Here is a 24,995-nt window from a genome sequence, read left to right on the forward strand (position 1 = left end):
AACGGTGTCACGAAGGGTGCATCGTCATCGCGCGCTGACCCCGAACAATTGTGCCGAAATCCAGTCGGCAGCGGTGGAATCCGGGGCCGATGGGCGCAGAACCGCCCCCAGTTGCATCACCACCCTGACTGCCGCTGTACCGCAGGAAAATGAAATCTGCATTCTGCACCCTTGTAACCGAACCATGATGCCTCTTGCGGGCCTCATGGCGCATCGTGCGCGCCTAACTGGCGCGCAGCATCAACCGATGTGCATCGGCCTTGGTCAGACGCCGGGTTCGATTGCGCCCTTGGTTCATTCCCATTTCGTTCGCACGCATTGCGAGGGTTTCCAAGGCAATCGCGCGTCGCGCCCGTGCCAGTTCGTAAAATGTGCCCGTTTTCATCGGTTTATTCCTAATTAATCCCGTATCACGATATAGTTAACGTGACGTTAAATCGGGGCAGGATCTGGGCAATAACAGATCGTTTCAAGGAAAAGAACAAGGCCCGCATCCGGCGCAATCCCGGCACGCGCCACAATCCGATCACTCCCCTTTCGTCGGCCCCGCGCGCCGTGTATGAAAGGGGAACAGCAAAAAAATTATGAGCAGCCCAATGTCCAACGATCTTTTGTCCGGCATGCCGACACCTTCGACCTATGATGCCTCGTCGATCGAGGTGTTGGAGGATATGGAGCATGTGCGCCTGCGCCCTGGCATGTATATCGGTGGCAAGGATGATCGCGCGCTGCATCATATGGTGGCCGAAATCATCGACAACTCGATGGACGAAGCGGTGGCAGGCCACGCCACCTGGATCGAAGTTGAACTGCACGCCAACGGCCATGTGTCGGTGCGCGACAACGGGCGCGGTATTCCGACCGATCCGCACCCGAAAAATCCGGATAAATCCGCGCTTGAAATCATTTTCTGCACCCTGAACGCGGGCGGCAAATTCTCTGGCGACAGCTATCAAACCTCGGGCGGCCTGCACGGTGTCGGCTCATCGGTGGTGAATGCCCTGTCCGATCATCTGCGCGTCGAAGTGGCGCGCAATCGCGAATTGTTCGCGATGGAATTTTCGCGCGGCGTGCCCCAGGGCAAATTGGCCAAGGTCGGCGCCGCCCCCAACCGGCGTGGCACGTCGGTTACATTTCACCCCGATCCCGATATTTTCGGCGCGCTCACCCTGAAACCTGCGCGGCTGTTCAAAATGGCCCGATCCAAGGCATATCTGTTTTCCGGCGTTGAGATCCGTTGGAAAACCGAAATCAACGATGGCGAAACGCCGGTTGAGGCGAAATTCCACTTTCCCGGCGGATTGTCTGACTATCTGTCCGAAGTCATGGGCAAGGCCACAACCTATGCCAACGCCCCGTTTGCCGGGTCGGTATCGTTTGAAAAATTCAACGCACCGGGCAAGGTGGAATGGGCGATCAACTGGACACCATCGCGCGACGGTTTCATGCAATCCTATTGCAACACCGTACCCACCCCCGAAGGCGGCACCCACGAGGCGGGGTTTTGGGCCGCGATCCTGAAGGGCATCAAAGCCTATGGTGAGCTGGTCAGCAATAAAAAAGCCGGGCAAATCACCCGCGAGGATTTGATCACCGGTGCGGGCGCCTTGGTGTCTTGCTTTATCCGCGATCCGGAATTTGTTGGTCAGACCAAAGACAGATTGGCCACCACCGACGCACAGCGCATGGTCGAAAACGCGGTGCGCGACCATTTCGATAACTGGTTGGCCGCCGATACCAAATCAGCCGGCGCGATCCTTGATTTTCTGGTATTGCGCGCGGAAGAACGCCTGCGCCGCCGCCAGGAAAAAGAAACCGCGCGCAAAACCGCCACGAAAAAACTGCGCCTGCCGGGCAAACTGGTCGATTGTTCGGCCACCAATCGCGACAATACGGAATTGTTCATCGTCGAGGGCGATTCGGCGGGCGGTTCGGCCAAAATGGCACGCGAACGCAAAACCCAGGCGCTTTTGCCGCTGCGTGGTAAAATCCTCAACGTGCTGGGGGCGGCCTCGTCCAAATTGGGCAGCAATATTGAAATTTCCGATCTGTGTCAGGCACTTGGTGTTGGCATGGGCAGCAAATTCAACCTTGATGATCTGCGCTATGACAAGGTTATCATCATGACCGACGCCGATGTTGACGGGGCGCATATCGCGTCGTTGTTGATGACGTTTTTCTTTACCCAGATGCGGCCGATGATTGACGCGGGCCATCTTTATCTGGCCTGCCCACCGCTGTACCGCCTCACCCAAGGGGCAAAGCGGGTGTATTGCATCGACGAGGCCGAGCGCGAGGCATGGATGGCCAAGGGTTTGGGCGGGAAGGGAAAAATTGACGTATCGCGGTTCAAGGGTCTGGGCGAGATGGATGCCAAGGATTTGAAAGACACAACCATGAATCCCGAGACACGCAAGCTGATCCAGGTCACGATTGACGAGGATGAACCGGGCGAAACCGGCGATCTGGTGGAACGGTTGATGGGCAAGAAACCGGAACTGCGGTTTCAGTACATCAGTGAAAATGCGCAGTTTGTCGAAGAGTTGGATGTGTAAAACGGCTGACCCGCTTCAGCCCACCATAAAGACATCGTAACGCGTTGTTTTTCCAAGTATTTGATGAGAGCATGCGCGGACGCCCTGCATCGGCTCGGCCTTGGCGGGCCATTTCAAAACGACCCGGTTGCGCGCATGTTGCAGCGCAATCCGCATCAAATCGGCAGCATCGTCATCGGCGCCGACGATCTCACGCACTTGGCGCAGTTCGCGTTTTACCAATGCCGATTTCTTACTTGGTGGATGCATGGGATCAATCAAAACCGCTTCGGCAGACAACTCTGGCAACATCTCTTTTGCGTCACCGTTCAACAGGGTCATGCGGGCGATAATTTCCCGCACTTCACCGCCTTCATCAAAGGCGCGTTCCATCCCTTGCACCAATAAGGCGTGCATCTTTTGCGAGCGTTCAATCATTACAACCTGCGCCCCCAGCGACGCCAACAGAAACGAATCGCGCCCCAAACCCGCCGTTGCATCAACGATCATTGGGGTTTTTCCCGCCCGCAGGCCCATCGCCTTGGCCAATGCCTGTCCGCGCCCACCACCAAAGCGAAGGCGGTGCCCAACAGCACCGCCAACGAAATCAACGCGCAATTCCTTGGTCTTTTCCGTCATCTCTGATCCATCGCAAATTCCAGAAGAACCGTTGCGCGCAAACACAGGCGGGATACCGCCCAAATTAAAACGCGCGACAGGAACCGGCCAAGCGTGGCCCGATCATTCAGTTCTGCAGCCCCTCAAGATAGGCAGCCAAAGCCACCAATCGCACTGGTGTGGGTGTCAGACGTCCGTCGCCTGTATCAACTCCGACCAAATCACCGGCCTGCAATTCGGCCCCGAATTCCGGCATCACGCTGTGGGGGTCATCGCTGCGCCAATACCCATCGATCACGCCCATGACATACACCTGTGGAAACACGCCATTATTGCGCGTCGTCAGGGTGGTCAGATCGGGAACAGGTTTGCCCAAGGTTAGGGGCGCATCGCCCACCCCGCGCCCATCCACGCCATGACAACTGGCGCATGCATCGGTGTAAAGGGCGCGCCCGACTTCGGCGGGTGGCTCGACGCAGGCGGTAAGCGCGATCAGGGGAAGGATGGCGAAAAGACGGGTCATCGGGGCTGCTCCGGTTTGGGTTTCTTGTGCGCGCACTCTGCACCACTGCGCGCCTTGATACAAATCAGCCATTCCGAAAGCTGCAAAATATTGGGCGGAGACAACGCCATTCTATCGCTGAATCCGGATCATTGTGTCACCCATTCCGGCATCCCGCACCATGGCAAACAATTGTGCCGCGTGATCGGGATGCAAACGCACACACCCCGCGCTGGCCGGGCGCCCCAAACTTTTGATCTGGGTGGTGCCATGAATTGCATAATTCCCTTTGAAGAAAATGGAATACGGCATCGGCGCGTTGTTATACAGGGATGAATAGTGTTCCCGCTTCATGAACTGCGGCTGGAAACTACCCACCGGTGTCACTTTACCGGCGCGCGCGGTGGAAACCGGCCAATCCCCGACCACCACACCAAGGCGTTGCACGACCATGCGTTGCTCGGACAGATCAACAGTCACCTTGATTGTTTGCGCAACCACTGCGATCGGCGTGAATAAAATACCAAAGCTGATTAAAGCGATGGCGACGATGCGGCTCATATGCCCATACAGTATCTCTTTCATCACAGAACCTTACCGCAACATTTCAACCGGTCCAGTCCAATTTTCCAACTTGCCCCTTGGGGTTTCAGGATGGTGCAAAACAGTTAACAATTCATCTCGAAACCCGGTTCAGAATGGTTTTTGTGTGCAGTTTTTTTAACGATCTGGCGGTCCCGGTCCGGATTTGCCTGTTTTTGTGCCAACTGTGTTGTATATCTTGGCGCGACATCTGAATATGATGTTATTCTTGGGTTTTGATCGGGCAGGATGCCATGGGTTTCTTACCGCCTCGATTTACGCTGTGCATTTTCGCTGCCTTCATCCTTTTGGCGGCTTGCTCCCGCCCCCTGACCGAGACCGAGCGCGCGTTTACCGCCACGATCCATGGCAGCACCTTGGATACCACGCCAATTCGCATCGCAAACGGCGCCCTGATCGGCAATTTCACCCGCACACGGCCACCCCGTCCGGCGCTGACCTGTCGCGAAAAAATCCGCCGCCCTGAAACCGGGCCGGTGCGCATTTCGACCGCCGCCTTTGTTCTGTTCAACCGTATGTTTACCGCGCAAAAGGTATATCGCGATGATTATCTGCCGAACTACCCCGATACCTTGCCGTTGAGTTATGCGATGTTTCTGGCCCATGAAATGACCCATGTGTGGCAATGGCAAAACCGCGAAATCACCGGATACCACCCCCTGAAAGCGGCGGCCGAGCATCGCCCCGGCGGCGATCCGTATCTTTTTGATCTGGGCGAAACCCGCGATTTTCTAAGTTTTGAGTATGAGCAGCAGGGCGGCATCGTCGAAGAGTTCGTGTGTTGCCGTGCGCTTGACCCCGATGGCGGGCGGACGCAGCGGTTATTTGATCTGTTGCGCCCCCATTTTCCCGATCTGGCGCGCAGGGGCGAAACCCCGCCAAACGCTGTATCGTTGCGCTGGGACGGGGCACAAACCCACGGCATCTGTGCCTAGCGCAGGGTGAGGCCGCTGATCTGCCCGGCCGATTGTGTGTTGGTATCATCGCTGTCGGCCGACACGGCGACACCGACCAAGGCACCCGGCGCACCGCCAAAGGCGCGGGAAAAATCGCGGGCCAAGTCCACGTTTTCATTGAACGATCCGGTGCCAGCCCCGCGCAAAATCACGGTTTTGCCGCGCGCCCCCAAATAGGGCGAGGCCAGGATTTGCCCCCGCGTGTGGGCACCGCCCCAGACAAACATCAGAACGCGGGCATCAGGATTGGCCAATAGTTTGCGAATATTCCCCGATCCGGCGTTGGCCTCGGTCACATCCCGGGGCAGAAACACGAAATACATCGATGCGTTGCGATCATCGCCACCCTTGCGCGTCAGATCCGTGGGCGGCACCGATGCTGTTACATCCCATCTCCACGCGGCGCTTTGTGTGCTCCAATCGGCCTGCGGCACCCGTTGCCAGATCAACGAGGCGGCATCATCGGACCGGAACGCCAATGTATTGCCCGCCTGACGGAAGTTGACCTTGGAAAACAGGCTGAATTTCTGCTCGGTCCAGCCGGAAAAGGCAAGTTGTCCGCCGTGGGCCGCCCCGGCCAGACATCCAGCCACAAGGACCGCTGTCATGCTAAGTCGGAAAACCATCACTTGTTCCTTTCACGCCTGTTTCCCCTAACATTGCGCGATTGCGGCAAAGGGCCAGTCACTTTACCGTTAACCTCACGGTCATCTTTTGGGGTTAAATGGTGGCTTGCAGGTCAAGCAACGTGCGCCGATACGCGTGCATAATTGCGGTGCGGTGAATATGACACCCGTTTTGCACCATATGCCGCCCGGCCGACCAGACATCGCTGATCAAACCATCGTCGCCCGCGAAAATCCAACTGTCGAGCAGGACATCCCCCGTGCGCCCCACCAAAGGCAACGCCCCATCGTCAAGGCACAGCAGATCGGCCCAAACGCCGGTTCTGATCGCCCCTGTATCGCGGCCTGTGGCCAATGCCCCGCCGCCAAGCACCGCATCGAACAACCGCCGACCGGTGCTGTGATGCCCGGTGGCCAAAGCCGCGCGGCTATGATCGCGCAAGCGTTGGGAATATTCCAGCGTGCGCAATTCCTCGCTCAGCGAAATGCGAATGTTGCTGTCTGATCCAATGGCGATTCTGCCGCCCTGTTGCATCCAGCGCACGCCGTCAAAAATCCCGTCGCCCAGATTGCTTTCGGTGATCGGGCACAATCCGGCATTCGCGCCCGAGCGGGCAAGCGCCACGGTTTCCGACGGCATCATCTGCGTGCAATGGATGAGACACCACCGCGCATCCAGCCCCATGTTTGCCAGCGCCCATTCAACCGGGCGTGCGCCCCGATGATGGCGCACCTCGTCCACCTCGGCGATCTGTTCGGCCAGATGCATGTGAATCGGGCCATCCGGAAACAAATCGCCATACCCCGCCAGATCACCCGCCCCGACCGCGCGCAAGGAATGGGGCGCCACCCCCAGATTTGTATCAGGCGGCAAATGGCGCAGCGCCTTGGCCGCCGCGTCATGTAATACCTGAAACCTTTCGAAATCGTTGCCAAAACGGATTTGCCCCGCGCCAAGGCCGCGCCCGTCGCACCCGCCAAATTGATAATGCACCGGCAACAAACAGAGCCCGATGCCGGTTTGATCGGCCGCGGCGGCAATCCGGTCCGAGGTTTCAGCGATATTGTCATAGGGAATACCGCCCGGTTGGTGGTGCAGATAATGAAATTCGGCAGACGCGGCATAGCCGGATTCCAACATTTCCATCTGCGCCAAGGCCGTGATTGTTTCGATGTGTTCGGGGGTCAGATGATCGAGAAACCGAAACATCAACTGCCGCCATGTCCAAAAACTGTCGCCGGGGTTGGAGCCGCGCCCCTCGGTCAATCCGGCCATGGCCCGTTGAAACCCGTGAGAATGCACATTCACCGGCGCGGGCAACAAAATACCATATCCCAGGCCAACCTGCGCCACACCTGCCCTGACCGCGGCGATCCGCCCGTCTTTGCCGATTTGCACCGATACGTCGCGCGCCCATCCCTGTGGCAGCAGTGCGTGACGTGCCCAGATTGTGTTCATCATGCCCCCATCTGATGATCGGTATTGCGGCCATGATATGATTGCGCGATCAGATCTTGCCAGATCATGAAACGCAAAATCCAATCATCCGGCAAAGAACAACACCGTCATCACCGCACCGACGAACACCACAAACCAGCGCAGGATGTTGGTGTTTTTGATCCGGCGACTGGTGTAGGCGCCGAAATATCCCCCCGCCGTGGCGGCCAATGCCATCGGGATCGCCACCTTCCAGACGATCAGCCCGGCCAGGATGAATGCAATCGCCGATGTAAGCGAGAGGATGGCAGACAGCACGTTTTTCAACCCATTCATCGCGTGCAGATCGGTAAAACCCAACAATCCAAACGTCGCCAAAAGGATGATTCCCAAGCCGCCGTTGAAATATCCGCCGTAGATCGACACACAAATAAGCGCCACCGCCGAAATGATCGGCCCTGCCGGTGCCACACCGCGCCGCGACAAATATCGCGTGAATGCCGGGCCAATGGCAAACAGAACGGTTGAAATCAGCAACAGCCAGGGCACAATGCCGGAAAATGCCTGATCTGATGTCTGGATCAGCAATAATGCCCCCAATAATCCGGCAAATACCGAAATTATGATCACAGACCGCAGGGCCAAGCTGCCTTGTTGGCGAATATTATGGCGAAATGCCCACGCACTTGCGATGTAGCCGGGCAAGACAACCAATGTGGCCGTCGCATTTGCCGAAACCGTTGGAATCCCGGTCCAGACGAGTGCGGGAAATGTTAAAAACGTTCCGCCACCGGCAACCGCATTCAGCGCCCCGGCACCAAAGCTTGCCAGACATAGGATGAGCAGTTCAATCATATCCTGATCCTAACGGTTTCTCAGGTCAGGGTATTGGCATCTATCCTGTCGCGCTGCAATTACGCTTGGCAGATCAATCTGCGCGCTCCAACAGCTCAATCCGGTTACCAAACGGATCCGAGACATACAGCCGGTTGAACCCCGGGAAATCGCCATTGGATTCAAACGTGACACCCGCCGCATCCAAAGCATCACGCGCCATGGAAAGGGAGGCCACCAAAAACCCCGGATGCGCCTTTTTTGACGCGGCAAACGGTGTTTCCACCCCCAGATGCACCCGCACCGATCCGGTTTGAAACCACACGCCGCCCTTTTTTGCCAATTCGGGGGGCTTTGGTTCTTCGTACATACGCAAAACGCCGCTGTAAAACGCGCGTGCATCGGCCTCGCCATCCTGTGGCATGGCCAGTTGCACATGGTGCAGGCCCATCAACATCCCGTATCCCTCCGTTTGCCGAGGTTTCAGGCCCCGATCGAATTGCGCAACAGCTCTTGCGAATAAGGATGCTCGGCTTTTTGTGCGCGCAGCGCCGCCACATCCATCACTTCCACGATCCGGCTGTCTTTCATCACCGCCAGCCGTTCACACATATGCCCGACCACCGCCAGATCATGAGACACCATCACATAGGTCAGGCCATGTTCGGCCCGCAAATCCGTCAGCAGGTTCAGAATTTCAGCCTGTACCGATACATCCAATGCCGAAGTCGGCTCGTCCAGCAATAAAATTCTGGGTTCTGCCGCCAATGCGCGGGCAATCGCCACCCGTTGACGTTGCCCACCCGACAATTGGTGGGGATAGCGGAACCTGAATTTCTGCCCCAATCCCACGTCGTCCAGCAATTTGGTGACACGGGTATCGATATCGCGAAATCCGTGCAGATGCAGGGTTTCGCCCAGCACCCCATCAACCGAATGGCGCGGGTGCAGCGATGCATAGGGGTCTTGAAACACCATCTGCACCAGTTTGTAGAATGATTTCACCCGCTTTTGCGTCAATGGCCGACCATCAACCGTAATTGACCCATCCCATTGCGGCGCCAACCCGGTGATCGCCTTTAGGATCGTTGATTTGCCCGATCCCGATTCCCCAACCAGACCGAAACTTTCGCCCTTGGCGACGTCAAACGTCGCGCCTTGCACCGCATCAACCCGGCTGCGCCCGCTGCCAAACCACACGTTCAGGTTTTCAACTGATAACATGCTCATGCCCGGCCACTCACACTGGGGGCGGTTGACCAGGCCGGATCGCGGCGCAAGACCTCAAGTTTTTCGCGCGGTTCATTCAAACGTGGCAGAGAATTCAGCAAACCGCGGGTATAGGGGTGCTGTGCCTCGTGCAACCTGTCGGCGCGGCACACTTCGACAACGCGCCCGGCATACATGATCAGCACCCGATCACAGAAATCGGCCACCAGATTCAAATCGTGGCTGATGAAAATCAAACCCATGCCCCGCGATGTGACCAGATCATCCATGATCGACAAAACCTGCCGCTGCACGCTCACATCCAGCGCGCTGGTGGGTTCATCGGCAATCAGGATTTGTGGCGAGGGTATCAGCATCATCGCGATCATGATCCGTTGCCCCATCCCGCCTGACATTTCATGGGGATAGGCGGCCATCACCCGTCCGGGATCACGGATCGATACCGATTCCAGCGCCTCAAGCGATGCCTGTCGCGCCTCTTTGCGGCCGGATTTATTGGCCAGACGATAGGCCTCGATCAATTGTTCGCCAATGCTCATCACCGGATTAAGGGAAAATTTAGGGTCTTGCATCACCATTGAAATCTGTTGCCCACGCACGGCGCGCATGTCGCGTTCCGACAGGTCCAACAGATTGCGGTCACCCAGCCTGATATGATCGGCCTCGACAATGCCGGGGGGCCGGATCAGGCGCAAGATCGCGCGCCCGGTCATGGATTTGCCACTGCCCGATTCACCCACAATGCCCAGCCGTTCACGGCCCAGAGTGAACGAGACACCGCGCACCGCATCAAACACGCCCTGACGGGTCGGAAATTTCACCCACAGATTTTCAACATCCAAAAGCGTCATTTGCCGGCATCCTTTGGGTCAAGCACATCGCGCAGCCCGTCGCCGAGCAGGTTGAACGCAAGCGATACTGTGAAAATCGCGAGGCCCGGCATCGTAGCCACCCACCAGTGATCCAGAATAAACCGCCGCCCTTCCGATATCATTGCGCCCCATTCCGGGCTGGGCGGTTGCGCGCCAAGGCCCAAAAACCCAAGGCCCGCCGCCGCCAGAATGATACCCGCCATATCCAATGTGACCCGTACGATCAGCGATGAAATGCACAAAGGCCAAATGTGTTTGGTGATAATGCGCAACGGCCCCGCACCCTGCAGCCTGATCGCGCTGATGTAATCCGAGGCGCGAATGGTCAGGGTTTCGGCCCGCGCGATCCGCGCATAGGGCGGCCACGCGGTCAGTGAAATGGCCAAAACTGCGTTTTCGATCCCCGCGCCCAACGCGGCCACAAAAGCCAAGGCAAGAACGAGCCGTGGAAACGCCAGGAAAATATCGGTGATCCGCATCAAAATCGTATCGGTCCAACCGCCGGCAAACCCCGCCACAGTACCAATCAAAAGCCCCGCAACCGGTGCAATCAACGCCACCAGCGCCACGATATACAATGTGATCCGCGAGCCATGTATCAGCCGCGAAAGAATGTCGCGCCCCAAACTGTCGGTGCCCAAAATGTGCCCCTCGGTGCCCAAAGGCTTTAACCGATTGCCCAAATCCTGAACAAATGGATCATAGGGCGACAGCAGCGGCGCAAAGGCCGCGATCAGAAGCAAAGCAATCAGGATGCCCAGACCGATCATGGCCATGGAATTGCCCCGAAACGACAGCCAGCCTTTGTAAAACGCCGCCGCGCGGGCATGGCGGCGCGATGTTGGTGTTTCACTCAGCAACCATTGGCGCAGGGTCTGTTCGCTCATCGGGTCACCTTATTTCGCACGGGGGTCAAACACCTTATACAAAAGGTCGGAAAAGATATTCAGCAGGATAAAGATCAGGCCAACCACCACAGTGCCGCCCAATACAGCATTCATATCGGCGCTGAGCAACGCAGTGGTGATATAGCTGCCGATGCCGGGCCAGGAAAATATGATCTCGGTCAAAACCGAACCTTCCAGCAATCCGGCATAAGACAGCGCGATCACCGTGATCAATTGCACACGGATGTTGCGAAACGCATGGCGCCAGACGACATCCCATTCGCTCATCCCTTTTACACGCGCGGTGGTGACATATTCGGCACTCAGCTGTTCCAACATGAACGAACGTGTCATCCGGCTGATGTAGGCCAAGGAATAATATCCCAGCAATGAGGCGGGCAGAATCAGGTGGGAAAACGCATTTCGAAACACATCCCAATTGCCATCAATCGCCGCATCCACCAAAATCATACCGGTGATTGTCGGCACGATATCCACATAGAAGATATCCAACCGCCCCGGTCCGCCAACCCAGCCCAGAATGCCGTAAAAGATCAATAATCCGATCAATCCAAGCCAGAAAATAGGCATGGAATATCCGATAAGTGCAACAACCCGCGCAATTTGATCAATCCAGGTGCCGCGCTTTACGGCCGCCACAACACCCAAAGGCACGCCCAAAACCACGCCAAACACGACGCCAAGCGTGGCCAGTTCCAGCGTGGCGGGAAACACGCGCAAGATGTCTTCCGAGACAGGGCGCGAATTCAACGTTGAGATGCCGAAATCACCCCGCAACACATCACCGACATAGATAAAGAATTGCACGATCAGAGGCTTGTCCAATCCCAACGCCTCGTAGGTTGCGTCATAGGTCGATTGGCTGGCGCGTTCGCCGACAATGGCCAGAACCGGATCAATCGGCATGACCCGGCCAATGATGAACGTCACGAACAGCAGGCCCAACATCGTTACGGCGATGCTGGTCAGGGTGCGCAAACTGCCCATTGCGAATGCGGCGAAAGGCGCGCCAAGACGCCTTTCGCCTGTGTTGTCGCTCAGCGACACTTACTTCGTCACTTCCCAATAGGCCGCGGCGGTGATCGCCTGACCGGTTGAAAAGTTCTTCACGTTATCGCGCAGCGCCGATTGCTCGATCTGTTGAAACATGATCGCAAAGGGCGAATTTTCGCGGAAATCCGCCTGAATATCGCGATACATCTGCGCGCGTTTTTCGGTGTCGCCTTCGGTCACGGCGGCATCAACCTGCGCGCTTAACCCGCCCGTATCCCATGCGTTGCGCCAGGCCAGATATCCGGTTGCGCCTGCCTCGTCGGAATTGTCGGGGTTATAGGCGAACGTACCGGCGTTGGTCTGCGGGTCAGGATAATCAGGGCCCCATGCCCCCAGGTACATATCCAGTTCACGCGCCCGGTAACGGCCCAAAATCTGCGCCGCGGTGCCCACGGTGATGTTCATGGTGATGCCAACCTGGGCCATCGCGTTTTGCATGGTCTGGGCGATTTCAATGCGCTCTTGCGCCTCGCGCACGCCCGCCTCAATCGTCAGGCCCTCGGGCACGCCGGCCTCTTGCAACAGCGCCTTGGCTTTTTCAATGTCCAGGGTGAATGGGTTTTCCTTAACCGATCCCAGATAGGTTTGCGGCAAGAAGTTTTGGTGAATGGTGTACTGCCCGTTCAGGAAACTGTCGCGCATCCCCTCGTAATCAATCAGGTATTTCATTGCCTGGCGCACTTGCGGCTTGCTCAGCTCGGGGTGCTTTTGGTTGAACGACGCGTACATCAAACGCCCCTTCAACTCTTCAGAGATCACCACACCATCGGCATCGCGGATCCCGGCAATATCTTCGGGGTTCAGGTTGCGCGCGATGTCGATATCGCCCCGCTCAAGCAGCAACCGCTGTGAGGCGGATTCCTGCACGTGACGCACGATCACCCGCTCCATCGCGGGCGCGCCCATGTAAAAATCGGGGTTGGATGTCATCGTAACCGATTCGTTCGGTTTCCAGCTTTGAATCTGATAGGGGCCGGAACCGGCGCTGTTGGTCGACAACCAGGTGTTGCCCATATCACCGTCAACTTCGTTTTCCATTACCAGCTTTTTATCGACAATGGCGCCGATTGTGGCGGTCAGACAGTTCAGAATGAACGATGTGGCATAGCGTTTGTCGGTGGTGATGGTCAGGGTGTTGCCATCGGCCACGATGGTTTCTTCAACGTTTTCAGGGGTAAAGCCGAATTGCGTCAGAATGAAAGCGGGCGTTTTGTTCAAAATCACCGCCCGGCGCAGGGAAAATTCGGCATCTTCGGCGGTGACCGGGTTGCCCGAATGGAACGTCACGCCTTCGCGCATGGTGAAGGTGATAGTCTTGCCGTCTTCCGACACCTCCCAGCTTTCGGCCAGATCGGGCCCGTAGCCGGATTCAAGATCGGTGGCGTCGAAATTCACCAGTTTCCCATAGACATTGCGCACAACGTCGGATCCGGCAAATTCGAAACTTTGCGCCGGGTCGAGGGTGGTGATGTCATCAATCCGGTTCGCGATCACCAACATATTGGCTGGGGTTTCGGCAAAAGCGGTGCCACCGGTGACAGCCACGGCCAGGCCAATCGCAGCCCCCGAAAGCAGTTTACTGAATGCAGTCATAACATGATCCTCTCTGTTGTGTATCCGTCGCGTCGGGCGTTATTCGCCCCAGGTTTTTTCCAAAACGCGCAGCCAGTTTTCATGGCATATCTTTGCAATCAACGGCTTATCATATCCATGATCCACCATTGCCTGCCGAAGGTTGGGCAAATCGGCGACAGTGTCCAGCCCTTTTGGCACCACTGCCCCATCGTAATCCGACCCCAGGCCGACCCGATCTTCGCCCAAACGTTCGATCATATGGTCAATATGGCGCAACATTTGGGCCAAAGGCACATCGTTCAACATGCGCCCATCCTCGCGTAAAAATGCCACGGCAAAATTCACACCGACCAATCCATCGCTGTCGCGAATCGCGTCCAACTGCCGATCGGTCAGGTTGCGCGCATGGGGGCAGATGGCATGGGCGTTGGAATGTGTGGCCACCAAGGGCGCGTTGCTTTGCGCGGCCACATCCCAAAACCCGGCCTCGTTCAGATGGCTGAGATCAATCAGGATGCGCAATTCATTGCACCGTTTGACCAATCGTTTGCCCGCGTCGGTCAGCCCAGGACCAATATCAGGGGTCGCGGGATAGCGAAACGGCACACCATGGCCAAAGATCGTACTGCGGCTCCAAACCGGGCCGAGTGATCGCAGGCCCGCGTGATACAACACATCAAGATTGTGCAATTCTGGATCAATCGCTTCGGCACCTTCGATATGGAAAATCGCCGCCATTTGCCCGGCGGCCAGGGCGGCGCGAATATCGGCAGCACTGCGGCAGATGCGCAACGCGCCCTGCGCCTCAAGCGCGAACAGGATCGCGGCCTGATGCATGACCACCGGCAGGGCCTGTTCCACCGGGATCGGCGTGGGCAGCGGCAGATCATATTGCGCTTTTGACATCTCGTCGAATTTCGTCGCCAAATCCAGCGGCGACGGCACATAAAGCGCGAAAAACCCGCCACCAAACCCGCCTGCCCGCGATTTTGGCACATCAATCGCCGCATTGTACCCGTTTGAAAACTGGGCCGCGTTTGCCAACCCACCATTTTTGAACAGCTTCAAAAGCGCATCATTATGGCCATCGAAGATTGCAGGTTGTGTTGGGGTTTGCATCGGGTTCCTTTTCTTTGATTGCCGCAAGCCCACCCAAGTTCGCCGATCAGACGCGCCTTAAGTGAGCCAACTGGCGCGGGCCTTTTGCCGCAATACAACAGACCGTGGATTATCCTGCCAGTATTTAGCCATGGAAATCAACCCGTTCGGGTAAAAATCAGCCCCATGGAATCATGCAGCGCGATCGCGCCGCCCTCGTATGCCTCATCGACCAGGGGCGTTGCCAAGGCCAAGGCCCAGCCGCCGCCGGACAGGCCGGGAATATCCATCGCCAAAGGATCAATCGGATCGGTCGGTTTGCCCTCCATATGCAACAGCGCAAACACCTGTTCACCGTCCGGCCCATGGCGCAGGGCGCGGAAAGCCGTGCGCCCGGCAATCGGCGTCATATAATCAAAATGATCTTTCGCCCCAAAGGCATTGCCCAACCAGGGCCGCGCCCGGCGAAAATTACGCAACGCCAGGGTGAATTTGGTTTGCTGTGGAATCAGCGATGAAAACCGGTGGGTGACATTGCAATATTCGTGCATGTCATCCATCCAGGCACGCGCCACCTGTTTCAATGACGCAACAGACACGGGGTGCGGCCCGGCCAACGGCGGCTCGGCCGCAGTCAGCAGGCGTGCGATTTCCTCGAGATCATATTCTGTAACCTCAACCAAAGCGGGCAGAAATTCAAAAAACCGCGCCAATTCATCGCGGGTTTCAAAGCCCAGCGCCTTGAGCCGTTTGAAATTACTGCCAATGGAATAGGAATATTCATCAATCTGCCATTTCAGGCTGGTCACTTCCTCTGATACAACCTTGACGCCGTATTTATCGTCTTGGTTGCGAATAAACCCCCAATGGGCACGCGCCGTGGCGTTCAGAAAATCCATCGGCACACCGGGCAACACCCCATAGGTCAGGGCGTGTACCACCGGGTTGTCATATGCCTTTTCCAAAATCTCCATCCGGGTGGCACCAAGGCGCGTATTGATATTCATTTTCGGTGAAACTTGGGTGCCCCGGCGCAAAGTATCATGGTTGGATGTGCCAGAAATCCAGTTTTCGCCCACTTCCAACATTTCGCGGATGCGCCAGAATTTCGACAACCAATAGGTATATAAAAACGGCGTGTTATGGGCAAAGGTCAGCGGCCCCCATTGGAAGATATCGTCATCTGTCTGCCGCTCGATCACGCTGCGATAGGTGCTGGAAAGCTCCCAATCCTCGTCCGGCCAGGGGCGTCCATCCTCAAATATGAACCAGGGGCGGTATTGTGTGCCGGCCACATCTTGCACAACGTCGGCCATGGATTGCAGATAGGCATCATCATGTTCCATGGTATTCGTGGCGTGATTCCAATTCTTGAAATCCTGCGCGCCGTCCACGCGCACGCCATCGGCGCCAAAATCAACCTTGCGCCGCTGCATTTCCAACAGGATCGCGCGCACCGTCGGGTTTTGATAATCAAGGTTCTGACCATACATGTTCGGCCCGCCAAAAAACCGCGGGTTCAGCGCGTTCAATCCCTGATTGTCAGAATGGCCAAACACCACATCCAAAATCAGCTTTTTCGGCTTGGACGCGAAATTATGCAGCACACTGGCAAAATCGACCAATTCATCGGGCCGTCCGGTTTCCAACAGCACCGGGTTGACCGTGCCCATGCCGGAAATCACAATGTCATAGCCCCAGTTGGTGGTATCGGGGCGATGCAGCGTCACATCACACGCCCCCTCGCCCAAGGTATCCTGCCAGAATGACAGGCCGGTTTCATACACGGTTGTCGGCTCCACCGGCAAAAGTTGCACCGCGTCATAGCCCACGAACAACTCATCCGATGGCTCAAGAGGCAGCCCTTCGGCCACCCGATCTGACAGGCGTTTGTAATACCGTGTGAGACTGGCCAGAGTGCCGCCAGCGGTGGCCGTGGGCACGTGAATTTGCAGAATATTGACCGGTGGGCCAAATTTATGGGGCACGGCGCCCTTTACGGCGGCGAAATAGGCCGCATCGCCGCGCCCTGCCTGCATGGCCGCCACATCATACAGTTCTGCCGGGGCAAACGCGCCAAACGGCAAAGACATCGCCAAGGGGTCGTAAATCCGGTGCCAATTGCCTTCGACATCGCGCCAGATCAGGGCGTAAAAATCACCGACGCGGTCGCGCGTGCCCGCAATCGCACCGCGCACGGCGGCAAACGTGCGGGTTTCGTGACGCACCGTGGGCACCAACACCCGGTCAAACCGCACATCCTGATGGGCCAGTGTCAGATCCAGCGGTGCCTGAGGGCTGAGCAGTTCGAGAAACACGTCGCCCTCGGGGATGCGGTTTTCCAACAATTCAGGTGTCCAGAAACTGAACCGTGCGACATCGCCATCCAGGGTTGCGCCCATATCGCGGGCGATTTCCTGTTCTGCATCGAAAATTGTCGGGGCATGGGTGTAAAGATCGCTGCATTTCCCAGACAGGGTTTGGGCGGCGTCCAGATCGGGGGTGATACGGTTGGCAAGGCTCATCGATATCCCTCATGTTATTTGTTCCTAAGCTAACCGGATGACGCCGAGTGTCCAGCAGATGCCGGGCAAGCGCACCGGCACGAAACACCGACGCCGCCCTTTTCGCGCTGTCGGCGGTGCGATATACAGGCGGTATAAAAACCAAAGGCCGACCATGGCAAACACCCCCGACAGGCCCGGCAGTGCGCCACCTTTCAACATTTTCATCGTTCTGCAAAACGGGCGCATGGCCTATGAGGCGGTGCTGTTCGCCGCCTCTTTGCGCCACACAAACCCGAATTTTGCCGGGCGCCTGATCTTGGCCGAACCACAGCCCGGCCCCCTGTGGGCCGATGACCCGCGCGCATTGAACGATGATTTGCGCGCGCTTCTTACCGATCACTTCGGGGCCGAAATCGTGCCATTGCACAATCGGCATTTTGGGCAATCCTATGCCTATGGCAACAAGATCGAAGGTTTGGCATGCCTGCCCGAGGGCGAGCCATTCGTGTTTTTTGACACAGACACGCTGATCACCGGGGATTTATCACAGATCCCGTTCGATTTTTCCCGCCCCACCGCATCGATGAAACGCACCGGCACATGGCCCACGCCCGAACTTTACGGCCCGGATTACAACGGCATCTGGAAATCGCTGTATGACCGGTTCGGATTGGAGTTTGAAACGACGCTGGATCTGACCCAGCCTGATAATTATTGGCAGCGTTATCTGTATTTTAACGCGGGTTGGTTCTTTTACGACTGTCCGAAAAAATTTGGAGAGCGTTTTACAGACTATGCCGTTCGCGTGCGTAATGATCCACCGCGCGAATTGATTGGCCAATCGTTGGATCCGTGGTTGGATCAGGTGGTTCTGCCGCTGGTGATCCATTCATTCGGCGGCGGGCGCGATACCATTCCGCCCGGCATGCTGGATGGCACCCATTCGTGCCATTACCGCATGTTACCCCTCATGTATGCCCGCGAAAGTGATCATGCGATTGAGGTATTGGAAACCATCGCCGCCCCGAACAAGATAAAAAAGGCGATGAAAGGGTATCCGCCAATCTTGCGCATGGTCTATCAAAACAAGGGTGAAAAGGCCCGTGCGATGTTTGATCGTGATAATCTGCCCCGCCGCGAACAGGCCCTGCGCAACCAATTGCGCAAGGCCAATCTTTGGATGCGCTAGGCGAGATCAGGCAAAACTGCGCGCCGCCAGAACACCCGCCCAAACGCTGACACCGGTCAGAACCGTGCCCCAGATGCCGTCAACCATCACCTGTTGAAACGACCAATCGCGCATGACTGCATACGAGGTAAATTCATAGGTGCCATAGGCCATGGCGCCCAAAATTGCGCCATTGATCAATGCCTGTGTCGGATCGCCCACTTTTATCGCGGGCCACGACACCAGCCAGATCGCACCGGCAATATAGAACAGATAAAACACGGCCGCCGGGCCAAAGCGCGGCGACTCGAGCACCGCATCGCCAAGGTGTTTGACGAACAGTGGTTTCATGAAATTGGTCAACATGATCGCATCGGCAATCAGGAAAACGGCGGCGGTGACGATATAGGCGACGATGATCTGGGTCATGGGATGCTCCGAAGGTTTGCCAATGTATACGCGGCACCCCCGGTTTTGGTTGCAAATTAACCCAGCAATGCGCCTTGCACGGTATCATCCCACCCCAGATACAACACCCCATCGGCACGGATCACCGGCCGTTTCATCAGCGTTGGGTGGTTGGTCAATTGGGCATCGGCCTCTGACGCTTTCATCCAATCGGACAGCCCGCGATAGGTGGTTGATTTCTTGTTAACCAATTTGTCGCCAAATTCCGTCAACAATTCCTGCCACTGCGCGTCGCTCAGGGGATCGGCACGCATATCGTGAAATGTCACTTTATGGCCCGCAGCCTCCAGCGCCTTTGCCGCCTTTTTGCAGGTGTCGCATGTGCGAATGCCCATCAAGGTGATATCGGTCATGTCTGTGGCCCTTTTCTGAGGTATTCATGCAAAACGCAGGTCGGTTCATCCTGCAAAGGATGCCGCCCCACCAAAACCCAGTTATCCGGGTTAAAATCCGGAAAAAACGTATCGGCCCCCGGAACATCCACGGCAACCTCGGTAATCAACAGGCGATCTGCCCGGTCAATCAGCGCGCCGTAAATGTGTTCACCGCCGATACCGTAAATCCGGCGATGCCCTTCCTCAGTGGCGTGGTGCAGCGCGCCATCAACATCGCCACACACCACCGGCGCATTCAGATCCTGCGACGTCACCACGATATTAAGCCTATTTTTCAAAGGCTTGAAAGGCAGACTGTCCCAAGTGCGCCGTCCCATGATCACCGCGCCCCCCATAGTTTCGCGCTGAAAGAATTTTAAATCTTCTGGTGCGCGCCACGGGATATCCCCGTTTTTACCAATGGCCCCACCGCGCGCCCGGGCAACAATCAGGCTGATCATACCGCGACTGGCGCGCGGATCGCCGGATCAGGATCGTACCCTTCAAAGGCGAAATCGTCATAACGGAAATCGAAAATCGAATCGACATCGCGCAAAATCTTCAGCTTTGGCAGGGGTTTGGGCGTGCGCGACAATAACAAATCCACCTGCTCCACGTGGTTGGAATAAATATGCGCATCACCCATCACATGCACAAAATCCCCCGGCTCATACCCTGTCACATGGGCCAGCATGTGCAACAACAGCGCATAAGACGCGATGTTGAACGGCACGCCCAGAAACATATCCGCCGAACGTTGATAAAGCTGCAGATGCAATTTCCCATTCGAAATCCGCACCTGCCACAAGGTATGGCAGGGCGGCAACGCCATTTCGCCCACCTCGCCGGGGTTCCAGGCCGAAACAATCAAACGGCGGCTGTCGGGCGTTTTCCTGATCGCCTCAACCAGATCGGCAATCTGATCGACCGGCCCGTTTGGCCCGGGAAAACGCCGCCACTGCGCCCCGTAAACCGGCCCGAGATCGCCATTTTCATCGGCCCATTCATTCCAGATCGACACTCCGTTGTCCTGTAGGTACCGGATGTTCGTGTCACCTGACAAAAACCACAACAGTTCATGCACAATCGATTTCAGATGCAATTTCTTGGTGGTAAGCAGCGGAAATCCAGCGCCCATGGCGTACCGGCTCTGCATTCCGAAAACCGACAGCGTGCCGGTTCCGGTGCGATCACCCGACACCTCTCCGTGCTCCAGAATATGCCGAAGTGCGTCATGATATTGTTGCACGCCCTACCCCCATTTGCCCCAGAATCGGATTCAGCGGCTTATCGCACAACAGATTGACTAGTGCTAGGCGGGGCAACCTCGCCCTGCATGACGCCTGATCCGCAAGCAAAATCCCGCATTCAAACCGCCCGCACACCGTGTTAGGATGGCCCAAGCACAAGGGAGCAACCAATGAAAATCAAATATCTGCACACGATGGTTCGGGTCAAGGATCTGGAAAAATCCAAGGCGTTTTACGAGCTGCTGGGCCTGGTCGAAACCCGGCGCATGGACAATGAAAAGGGCCGTTTTTCCCTTGTTTTCATGTCTCCTCCGGGTCAGGAAGATGCCGCCGTCGAGATGACCTATAACTGGGATGGTGACGATGGGCTGCCGTCGGATAGCCGCCATTTCGGCCATCTCGCGTACCGTGTCGAAAATATCTACGACATGTGCCAGCACCTGATGGACAATGGCGTGACGATCAATCGCCCGCCGCGCGATGGCCACATGGCATTTGTGCGGTCGCCTGACAATATTTCCATCGAACTTTTGCAAGAGGGCGATCATCTGCCCCCTGCCGAGCCTTGGGCCAGCATGGAGAATACAGGACACTGGTGATCCGGGCCGCACTGGCCTTGTCTGCCATTGTTTTTGCCACACCTGGGGCCGCGACCTGTCGACAGGCGCTGGCCTTGGGTCTGGATATTTCCGGATCGGTCGATGATACCGAATATCGCCAACAGCTTGATGGGTTGGCCGCCGCGCTTATGGCACCGGCGGTGCAATCCGCGCTTTTGGCGATGCCCGGCACCTGGGTTGAAATTGCCGTATACGAATGGGCCGGGCCAGACGATCAACGCCTGCTTCTTTCGTGGTCGCCGATGACCGATGAAACAACGATCGCGCGCGCTGCCAAAACACTTACCATGATTTCTCGACGGCCCAGCGATCCGTCCACCGCCCTGGGCGCGGCCCTTGCCTTTGGCAATGGTCTGCTGGCCCAACGGCCCGATTGCTGGCGCCATGCCATCGATATATCGGGCGACGGCACATCTAATTCGGGGCCCCGGCCCCAGGACGTTCGCAAAACCTTGCCGCCGCATACCCCAACCATCAATGCGCTGATCATCGGCAGCGGCACCGCGGCCACAACAGAGCCGATGCAACCTGACATCCAAACCCTCAGCGGTTATTTTCACGCCCATGTCATTCACGGCCCCGATGCCTTTGTCGAAACGGCCAGCGGATTCAGCGAATACCGCAAGGCGATGGAACGCAAACTGCTGCGCGAATTGCAGGTGCTTGCCATTGGCCGCCTGCCCGGTTCGCAGGGGTCAGACACACCGATGCATCATGCGCCAAACAAATAATCGTGTCGCGCCAACGGCGCGCCCGTTTGGTCAGACCCCACAACCTAATAAATATAGCGGATTTGATCCGTCCAGTATCGTTCGACCCGGCGCAGCGTGGTATTGATAATCTCAACCCCGTCTGCCCCCAGAACCCCGCGCGATTGCAATCCTTCTGCGTGGCGCTCAAACAATTTGTGCACCACATCATGGACAGCCCGGCCTTTCGCAGTCAGCCGCACGCGCACGGCACGCCGATCAATACCGCAGCGCTGATGGTGCATATACCCCATCTCGACCAGTTTTTTCAGGTTATACGAAACATTCGACCCCTGATAATAGCCGCGTGATTTCAACTCGCCCGCTGTCACCTCGTTGTCACCCACGTTGAACAGCAGCAATGCTTGGACCGGGTTGATTTCCAACACGCCCACACGCTCAAACTCATCCTTCAACACGTCCAGCAAAAGGCGGTGCAAACGCTCGACCAGTGACAGGCTGTCAAGGTATTCCGCCATAAAACCGCGCTCACTGAGCCCACTCAAACGTTCATGAACACTCATCTTCTTTCTCCACCAAAGCCGCTTGTGGGGTCAGCTTTGGGGGAGAAACCCTAATTTTTTGCAAATATTTATCGAACCTGCCCTAACGGCAGCTACTAAATATCGCTATGTCATCAATCAGCGGCGCAAAATGCGCGGGGGTGGCGGTTTGGCCGGTGACCCATTGATACAAGTCATGGTCATTTTCGGACAAAAGATCATCATAAAGATCCAGCCATTCAGGCGACAGCCGTGCCAGCCCTGCATCCGCATAAGCCCCCAGAATCAAATCCATTTCCTTGATCCCACGCCGGATTGAACGCATGTACAATCGCTTGACGCGAACATCTGGCGCCTCGCCGATCGGTTTTAATTCTTCCATGATAATTTCAGCTGTTTTTCCAGCCGCCCCACTTTGTTTGCCATACGCACCAGATCACTTTGGGTCTGGCGCAATTCAGTTAGAATTTTCATGATATCTTCGGGCATTTCCACCGCGTCGCCCGGCGGGCTGAAATCTTCGCCCTCGCCGGTCAACAGCCAGCGCAGCGATACATTCAACAGGCCCGACAACATGCTTAACTTATTGGCGCGCGGTTCGGCCATGTCGTTTTCCCAATTCCTCAGGGTCGATATCTTGACCCCGACACGCCGCGCCAGATCTTCCTGGCTCATGCCCACGGCCACCCGTGCGTCGGCCAGACGGTCGCCAAAGGTGGCCGTATCGTTGGAATACCAATTGCGTTCTGTCGCCGGTTCTTCGATCATTCGCTTTCCTTTTGCCATGGGCGGCCTGCTAAAGACTTGATCCGTTTTCGCCCCGACCCTAGAACAGTCAGGCGCCTTTTTCCACCAGGAGACATCGATGGACTTTTTGTCTGCGACCTTGAACCGGGTCAAACCCAGTCCGACAATCGCCGTTACCACGAAGGCGGCAGAATTGCGCGCCGCGGGCCATGATATCATTGCTTTGGGCGCAGGCGAGCCTGATTTTGACACCCCCGACAATATCAAGGCCGCCGCCATCGCAGCCATAAACGAAGGGCACACCAAATACACGCCCGTTGACGGCATTGCGGAACTGAAATCCGCCATCGTCAAAAAGTTTCGCCGTGAAAATGGCCTGACCTATACCACCAAACAGGTCAGCGTCGGCACCGGCGGCAAGCAAATCCTGTATAACGCCCTTATGGCCACCCTGAATGAGGGCGATGAGGTGGTCATTCCCGCCCCCTATTGGGTCAGCTATCCTGATATGGTGTTGTTGGCAGGCGGCTCCCCCGTGGTGGCCGAGGCCAGCCTGCAAACCGGATTCAAATTGACCGCCGATCAGTTGGAGTCGGCGATCACACCACGCACCAAATGGTTGATTTTCAACTCACCGTCCAACCCGACCGGGGCCGGATATTCGTGGGATGAGTTGAAATCGCTCACCGATGTATTGCTGCGCCATCCCCATGTCTGGGTGATGTCGGATGATATGTACGAACACCTCACCTTTGGCGATTTCAGCTTTTGCACCCCCGCCCAGGTCGAGCCGCGCCTGTATGACCGCACCCTGACCGTGAATGGCGTATCCAAGGCTTATGCGATGACGGGATGGCGGATTGGCTATGCCGCCGGGCCGGTTAAATTGATCAACGCCATGCGCAAGGTGCAATCGCAATCCACCAGCAACCCCTGTTCCATCAGCCAATGGGCAGCAGTTGAGGCACTGAACGGCCCGCAGGAATTTCTGGCATCCAATCGCACGGTTTTTGAACGGCGCCGCGATCTGGTGGTGGCGGGGCTGAATGACTGTGCCGGCATCCGCTGCCCGGTGCCGGATGGGGCATTTTACGTCTACCCCTCCATTGCGGGGTGCATCGGCAAAACCAGCGCGGGCGGCACATTGATCGATACCGACGAAGCATTCGCCACCGCGTTGCTGGAGGAAACCGGCGTTGCGGTTGTGTTTGGCGCGGCCTTTGGCCTTTCGCCCAATTTCCGCGTCAGTTATGCCACATCCGACGCCGATCTGACCGAGGCTTGCGCGCGGATCAAATCCTTTTGCGCCGGTTTAACCTGATGGATTTACCCGATTATTATTTCCGTGTGCGCGATAATGGCGCGTTCGTGTTTCGGGTGGAAAACGATGGCCGACAGCGACGCCTGGAGTTGGATCAGATCGCGGTCGTCAATCTGAACAAGGGCGAAATCAAACCCCACGGTGATCGCGCCCTCACCGCACAAGACAGTGCCGCCATAGCCAAATGGATGGCCGAGCGCCGCGCGCTTTTGGCGCAGCGCGATCTTGATGATATTCACCGCGCCGTTGATTTTCTGAACACCACAACCCACTGGATTCAAAGCCGCGCGACCGATGAACAGGTGGATCAGGTGACCGACCGCCTGTTGTTGGCGATGCATGATTTACGCACGGTACTGGTGCGCAAACGGGCCGAACGCGGGCTGCCCGGTTAAGAGCGCCGCGCGTGCAATTTCCCAAATATTCATGGTTCCGTAACAA

The 24,995-nt window shown here is 56.8% G+C and carries 30 protein-coding genes; 7 read left to right on the top strand and 23 right to left on the bottom strand.

Annotation, left to right across the window (positions count from 1 at the left end; all coding sequences use genetic code 11):
- Positions 1 to 24: 24 nt before the first annotated feature.
- Positions 25 to 162, bottom strand: coding sequence for a hypothetical protein (locus C8265_RS19415; protein ID WP_164512260.1), 138 nt, complete (start codon positions 160 to 162; stop codon positions 25 to 27).
- A gap of 61 nt (positions 163 to 223) precedes the next feature.
- Positions 224 to 385, bottom strand: a complete 162-nt coding sequence (locus tag C8265_RS19420; protein WP_164512261.1) for a hypothetical protein — start codon at positions 383 to 385, stop codon at positions 224 to 226.
- A gap of 211 nt (positions 386 to 596) precedes the next feature.
- On the opposite strand from C8265_RS19420, the gene parE reads away from it, so the two are divergent.
- The gene (gene parE / locus C8265_RS03820) at positions 597 to 2,555 is read left to right on the top strand and encodes a DNA topoisomerase IV subunit B (protein WP_108482663.1); all 1,959 of its coding nucleotides are present in this window, start codon (positions 597 to 599) and stop codon (positions 2,553 to 2,555) included.
- Between the two features lie 15 nt (positions 2,556 to 2,570).
- Here the strand turns inward: parE and C8265_RS03825 are convergent, their stop codons facing one another.
- From C8265_RS03825 to C8265_RS03835, 3 genes are all read right to left on the bottom strand, one after another.
- Complete coding sequence (locus tag C8265_RS03825; protein WP_108482664.1) at positions 2,571 to 3,173, bottom strand: class I SAM-dependent methyltransferase; 603 nt, start codon at positions 3,171 to 3,173, stop codon at positions 2,571 to 2,573.
- Positions 3,174 to 3,279: 106 nt separating this feature from the next.
- The gene (locus C8265_RS03830; RefSeq protein WP_108482665.1) at positions 3,280 to 3,675 is read right to left on the bottom strand and encodes a c-type cytochrome; all 396 of its coding nucleotides are present in this window, start codon (positions 3,673 to 3,675) and stop codon (positions 3,280 to 3,282) included.
- A 111-nt stretch (positions 3,676 to 3,786) separates the two neighbouring features.
- Positions 3,787 to 4,239 carry a L,D-transpeptidase gene (locus C8265_RS03835; RefSeq protein WP_240610966.1) on the bottom strand — a complete coding sequence of 151 codons (453 nt, stop codon included), beginning with the start codon at positions 4,237 to 4,239 and terminating at the stop codon, positions 3,787 to 3,789.
- A 374-nt stretch (positions 4,240 to 4,613) separates the two neighbouring features.
- On the opposite strand from C8265_RS03835, the gene C8265_RS03840 reads away from it, so the two are divergent.
- Entirely contained in the window at positions 4,614 to 5,192 is a 579-nt protein-coding gene (locus C8265_RS03840; protein WP_240610967.1) for a hypothetical protein, read from the top strand.
- On the opposite strand, the gene C8265_RS03845 is transcribed toward C8265_RS03840, so the two are convergent.
- The 11 genes from C8265_RS03845 to gghA form a co-directional block, all read right to left on the bottom strand.
- Complete coding sequence (locus C8265_RS03845; RefSeq protein WP_240610968.1) at positions 5,189 to 5,839, bottom strand: DUF3047 domain-containing protein; 651 nt, start codon at positions 5,837 to 5,839, stop codon at positions 5,189 to 5,191. The genes C8265_RS03840 and C8265_RS03845 overlap by 4 nt on opposite strands.
- Before the next feature lie 94 nt (positions 5,840 to 5,933).
- Positions 5,934 to 7,298: a formimidoylglutamate deiminase gene (locus tag C8265_RS03850; RefSeq protein WP_108482969.1), complete on the bottom strand. Its 1,365-nt coding sequence runs from the start codon at positions 7,296 to 7,298 to the stop codon at positions 5,934 to 5,936.
- 84 nt (positions 7,299 to 7,382) lie between these two features.
- A complete protein-coding gene (locus C8265_RS03855) occupies positions 7,383 to 8,132 on the bottom strand; it encodes a sulfite exporter TauE/SafE family protein (protein WP_108482667.1) in 750 nt (249 codons plus the stop codon).
- A 73-nt stretch (positions 8,133 to 8,205) separates the two neighbouring features.
- Positions 8,206 to 8,568: a VOC family protein gene (locus C8265_RS03860; RefSeq protein WP_108482668.1), complete on the bottom strand. Its 363-nt coding sequence runs from the start codon at positions 8,566 to 8,568 to the stop codon at positions 8,206 to 8,208.
- A 26-nt stretch (positions 8,569 to 8,594) separates the two neighbouring features.
- Entirely contained in the window at positions 8,595 to 9,341 is a 747-nt protein-coding gene (locus tag C8265_RS03865) for an ABC transporter ATP-binding protein (protein WP_108482669.1), read from the bottom strand.
- A complete protein-coding gene (locus C8265_RS03870; protein WP_108482670.1) occupies positions 9,338 to 10,192 on the bottom strand; it encodes an ABC transporter ATP-binding protein in 855 nt (284 codons plus the stop codon). The genes C8265_RS03865 and C8265_RS03870 overlap by 4 nt, the downstream gene beginning before the upstream one ends.
- Entirely contained in the window at positions 10,189 to 11,100 is a 912-nt protein-coding gene (locus C8265_RS03875) for an ABC transporter permease (RefSeq protein ID WP_108482671.1), read from the bottom strand. The genes C8265_RS03870 and C8265_RS03875 overlap by 4 nt, the downstream gene beginning before the upstream one ends.
- Before the next feature lie 9 nt (positions 11,101 to 11,109).
- Positions 11,110 to 12,108 (bottom strand): ABC transporter permease, encoded by a 999-nt coding sequence (locus tag C8265_RS03880; protein ID WP_108482672.1) that lies wholly within the window; start codon positions 12,106 to 12,108, stop codon positions 11,110 to 11,112.
- A 60-nt stretch (positions 12,109 to 12,168) separates the two neighbouring features.
- Positions 12,169 to 13,767, bottom strand: coding sequence for an ABC transporter substrate-binding protein (locus C8265_RS03885; RefSeq protein WP_108482673.1), 1,599 nt, complete (start codon positions 13,765 to 13,767; stop codon positions 12,169 to 12,171).
- Positions 13,768 to 13,806: 39 nt separating this feature from the next.
- The gene (locus tag C8265_RS03890; protein ID WP_108482674.1) at positions 13,807 to 14,868 is read right to left on the bottom strand and encodes a dipeptidase; all 1,062 of its coding nucleotides are present in this window, start codon (positions 14,866 to 14,868) and stop codon (positions 13,807 to 13,809) included.
- Positions 14,869 to 15,005: 137 nt separating this feature from the next.
- Positions 15,006 to 17,372 carry a glucosylglycerol hydrolase gene (gene gghA, locus C8265_RS03895; protein WP_108482675.1) on the bottom strand — a complete coding sequence of 789 codons (2,367 nt, stop codon included), beginning with the start codon at positions 17,370 to 17,372 and terminating at the stop codon, positions 15,006 to 15,008.
- A 154-nt stretch (positions 17,373 to 17,526) separates the two neighbouring features.
- Here gghA and C8265_RS03900 point away from each other — a divergent pair, with 154 nt between their 5' ends.
- A complete protein-coding gene (locus tag C8265_RS03900; RefSeq protein ID WP_108482676.1) occupies positions 17,527 to 18,543 on the top strand; it encodes a hypothetical protein in 1,017 nt (338 codons plus the stop codon).
- Positions 18,544 to 18,549: 6 nt separating this feature from the next.
- On the opposite strand, the gene C8265_RS03905 is transcribed toward C8265_RS03900, so the two are convergent.
- Genes C8265_RS03905 through C8265_RS03920 form a run of 4 tightly spaced genes read right to left on the bottom strand, consistent with a single transcriptional unit; the run spans position 18,550 to position 20,613 of the window.
- A complete protein-coding gene (locus C8265_RS03905; RefSeq protein WP_108482677.1) occupies positions 18,550 to 18,951 on the bottom strand; it encodes a DUF2177 family protein in 402 nt (133 codons plus the stop codon).
- Between the two features lie 56 nt (positions 18,952 to 19,007).
- Positions 19,008 to 19,334, bottom strand: coding sequence for an arsenate reductase family protein (locus C8265_RS03910; protein WP_108482970.1), 327 nt, complete (start codon positions 19,332 to 19,334; stop codon positions 19,008 to 19,010).
- Between the two features lie 5 nt (positions 19,335 to 19,339).
- Complete coding sequence (locus C8265_RS03915; protein ID WP_108482678.1) at positions 19,340 to 19,825, bottom strand: dihydrofolate reductase; 486 nt, start codon at positions 19,823 to 19,825, stop codon at positions 19,340 to 19,342.
- Complete coding sequence (locus C8265_RS03920; protein WP_108482679.1) at positions 19,822 to 20,613, bottom strand: thymidylate synthase; 792 nt, start codon at positions 20,611 to 20,613, stop codon at positions 19,822 to 19,824. The genes C8265_RS03915 and C8265_RS03920 overlap by 4 nt, the downstream gene beginning before the upstream one ends.
- 171 nt (positions 20,614 to 20,784) lie before the next feature.
- Between C8265_RS03920 and C8265_RS03925 the strand changes: the two genes are divergently transcribed.
- Together C8265_RS03925 and C8265_RS03930 are read left to right on the top strand one after the other, a co-directional pair.
- Positions 20,785 to 21,213, top strand: a complete 429-nt coding sequence (locus C8265_RS03925) for a VOC family protein (protein WP_108482680.1) — start codon at positions 20,785 to 20,787, stop codon at positions 21,211 to 21,213.
- Positions 21,210 to 21,965: a DUF1194 domain-containing protein gene (locus C8265_RS03930; RefSeq protein ID WP_108482681.1), complete on the top strand. Its 756-nt coding sequence runs from the start codon at positions 21,210 to 21,212 to the stop codon at positions 21,963 to 21,965. Before C8265_RS03925 ends, C8265_RS03930 begins: the two co-directional genes overlap by 4 nt.
- Positions 21,966 to 22,009: 44 nt before the next feature.
- Here the strand turns inward: C8265_RS03930 and C8265_RS03935 are convergent, their stop codons facing one another.
- From C8265_RS03935 to C8265_RS03945, 3 genes are all read right to left on the bottom strand, one after another.
- Complete coding sequence (locus C8265_RS03935) at positions 22,010 to 22,507, bottom strand: MarR family winged helix-turn-helix transcriptional regulator (protein ID WP_108482682.1); 498 nt, start codon at positions 22,505 to 22,507, stop codon at positions 22,010 to 22,012.
- A gap of 82 nt (positions 22,508 to 22,589) precedes the next feature.
- Positions 22,590 to 22,868 (bottom strand): FAD assembly factor SdhE, encoded by a 279-nt coding sequence (locus tag C8265_RS03940; RefSeq protein ID WP_206050255.1) that lies wholly within the window; start codon positions 22,866 to 22,868, stop codon positions 22,590 to 22,592.
- Entirely contained in the window at positions 22,856 to 23,254 is a 399-nt protein-coding gene (locus tag C8265_RS03945) for a helix-turn-helix domain-containing protein (RefSeq protein ID WP_108482971.1), read from the bottom strand. The genes C8265_RS03940 and C8265_RS03945 overlap by 13 nt, the downstream gene beginning before the upstream one ends.
- Before the next feature lie 97 nt (positions 23,255 to 23,351).
- Here C8265_RS03945 and C8265_RS03950 point away from each other — a divergent pair, with 97 nt between their 5' ends.
- Positions 23,352 to 24,554: a pyridoxal phosphate-dependent aminotransferase gene (locus tag C8265_RS03950; RefSeq protein WP_108482683.1), complete on the top strand. Its 1,203-nt coding sequence runs from the start codon at positions 23,352 to 23,354 to the stop codon at positions 24,552 to 24,554.
- Positions 24,554 to 24,949: a hypothetical protein gene (locus tag C8265_RS03955; protein ID WP_108482684.1), complete on the top strand. Its 396-nt coding sequence runs from the start codon at positions 24,554 to 24,556 to the stop codon at positions 24,947 to 24,949. The genes C8265_RS03950 and C8265_RS03955 overlap by 1 nt, the downstream gene beginning before the upstream one ends.
- The last annotated feature ends 46 nt before the right edge of the window (positions 24,950 to 24,995 follow it).

Origin of the sequence: Oceaniglobus ichthyenteri, assembly GCF_003057885.1 — a bacterium.
In the GTDB taxonomy this organism is placed as follows: Bacteria; Pseudomonadota; Alphaproteobacteria; order Rhodobacterales; family Rhodobacteraceae; genus Oceaniglobus; species Oceaniglobus ichthyenteri.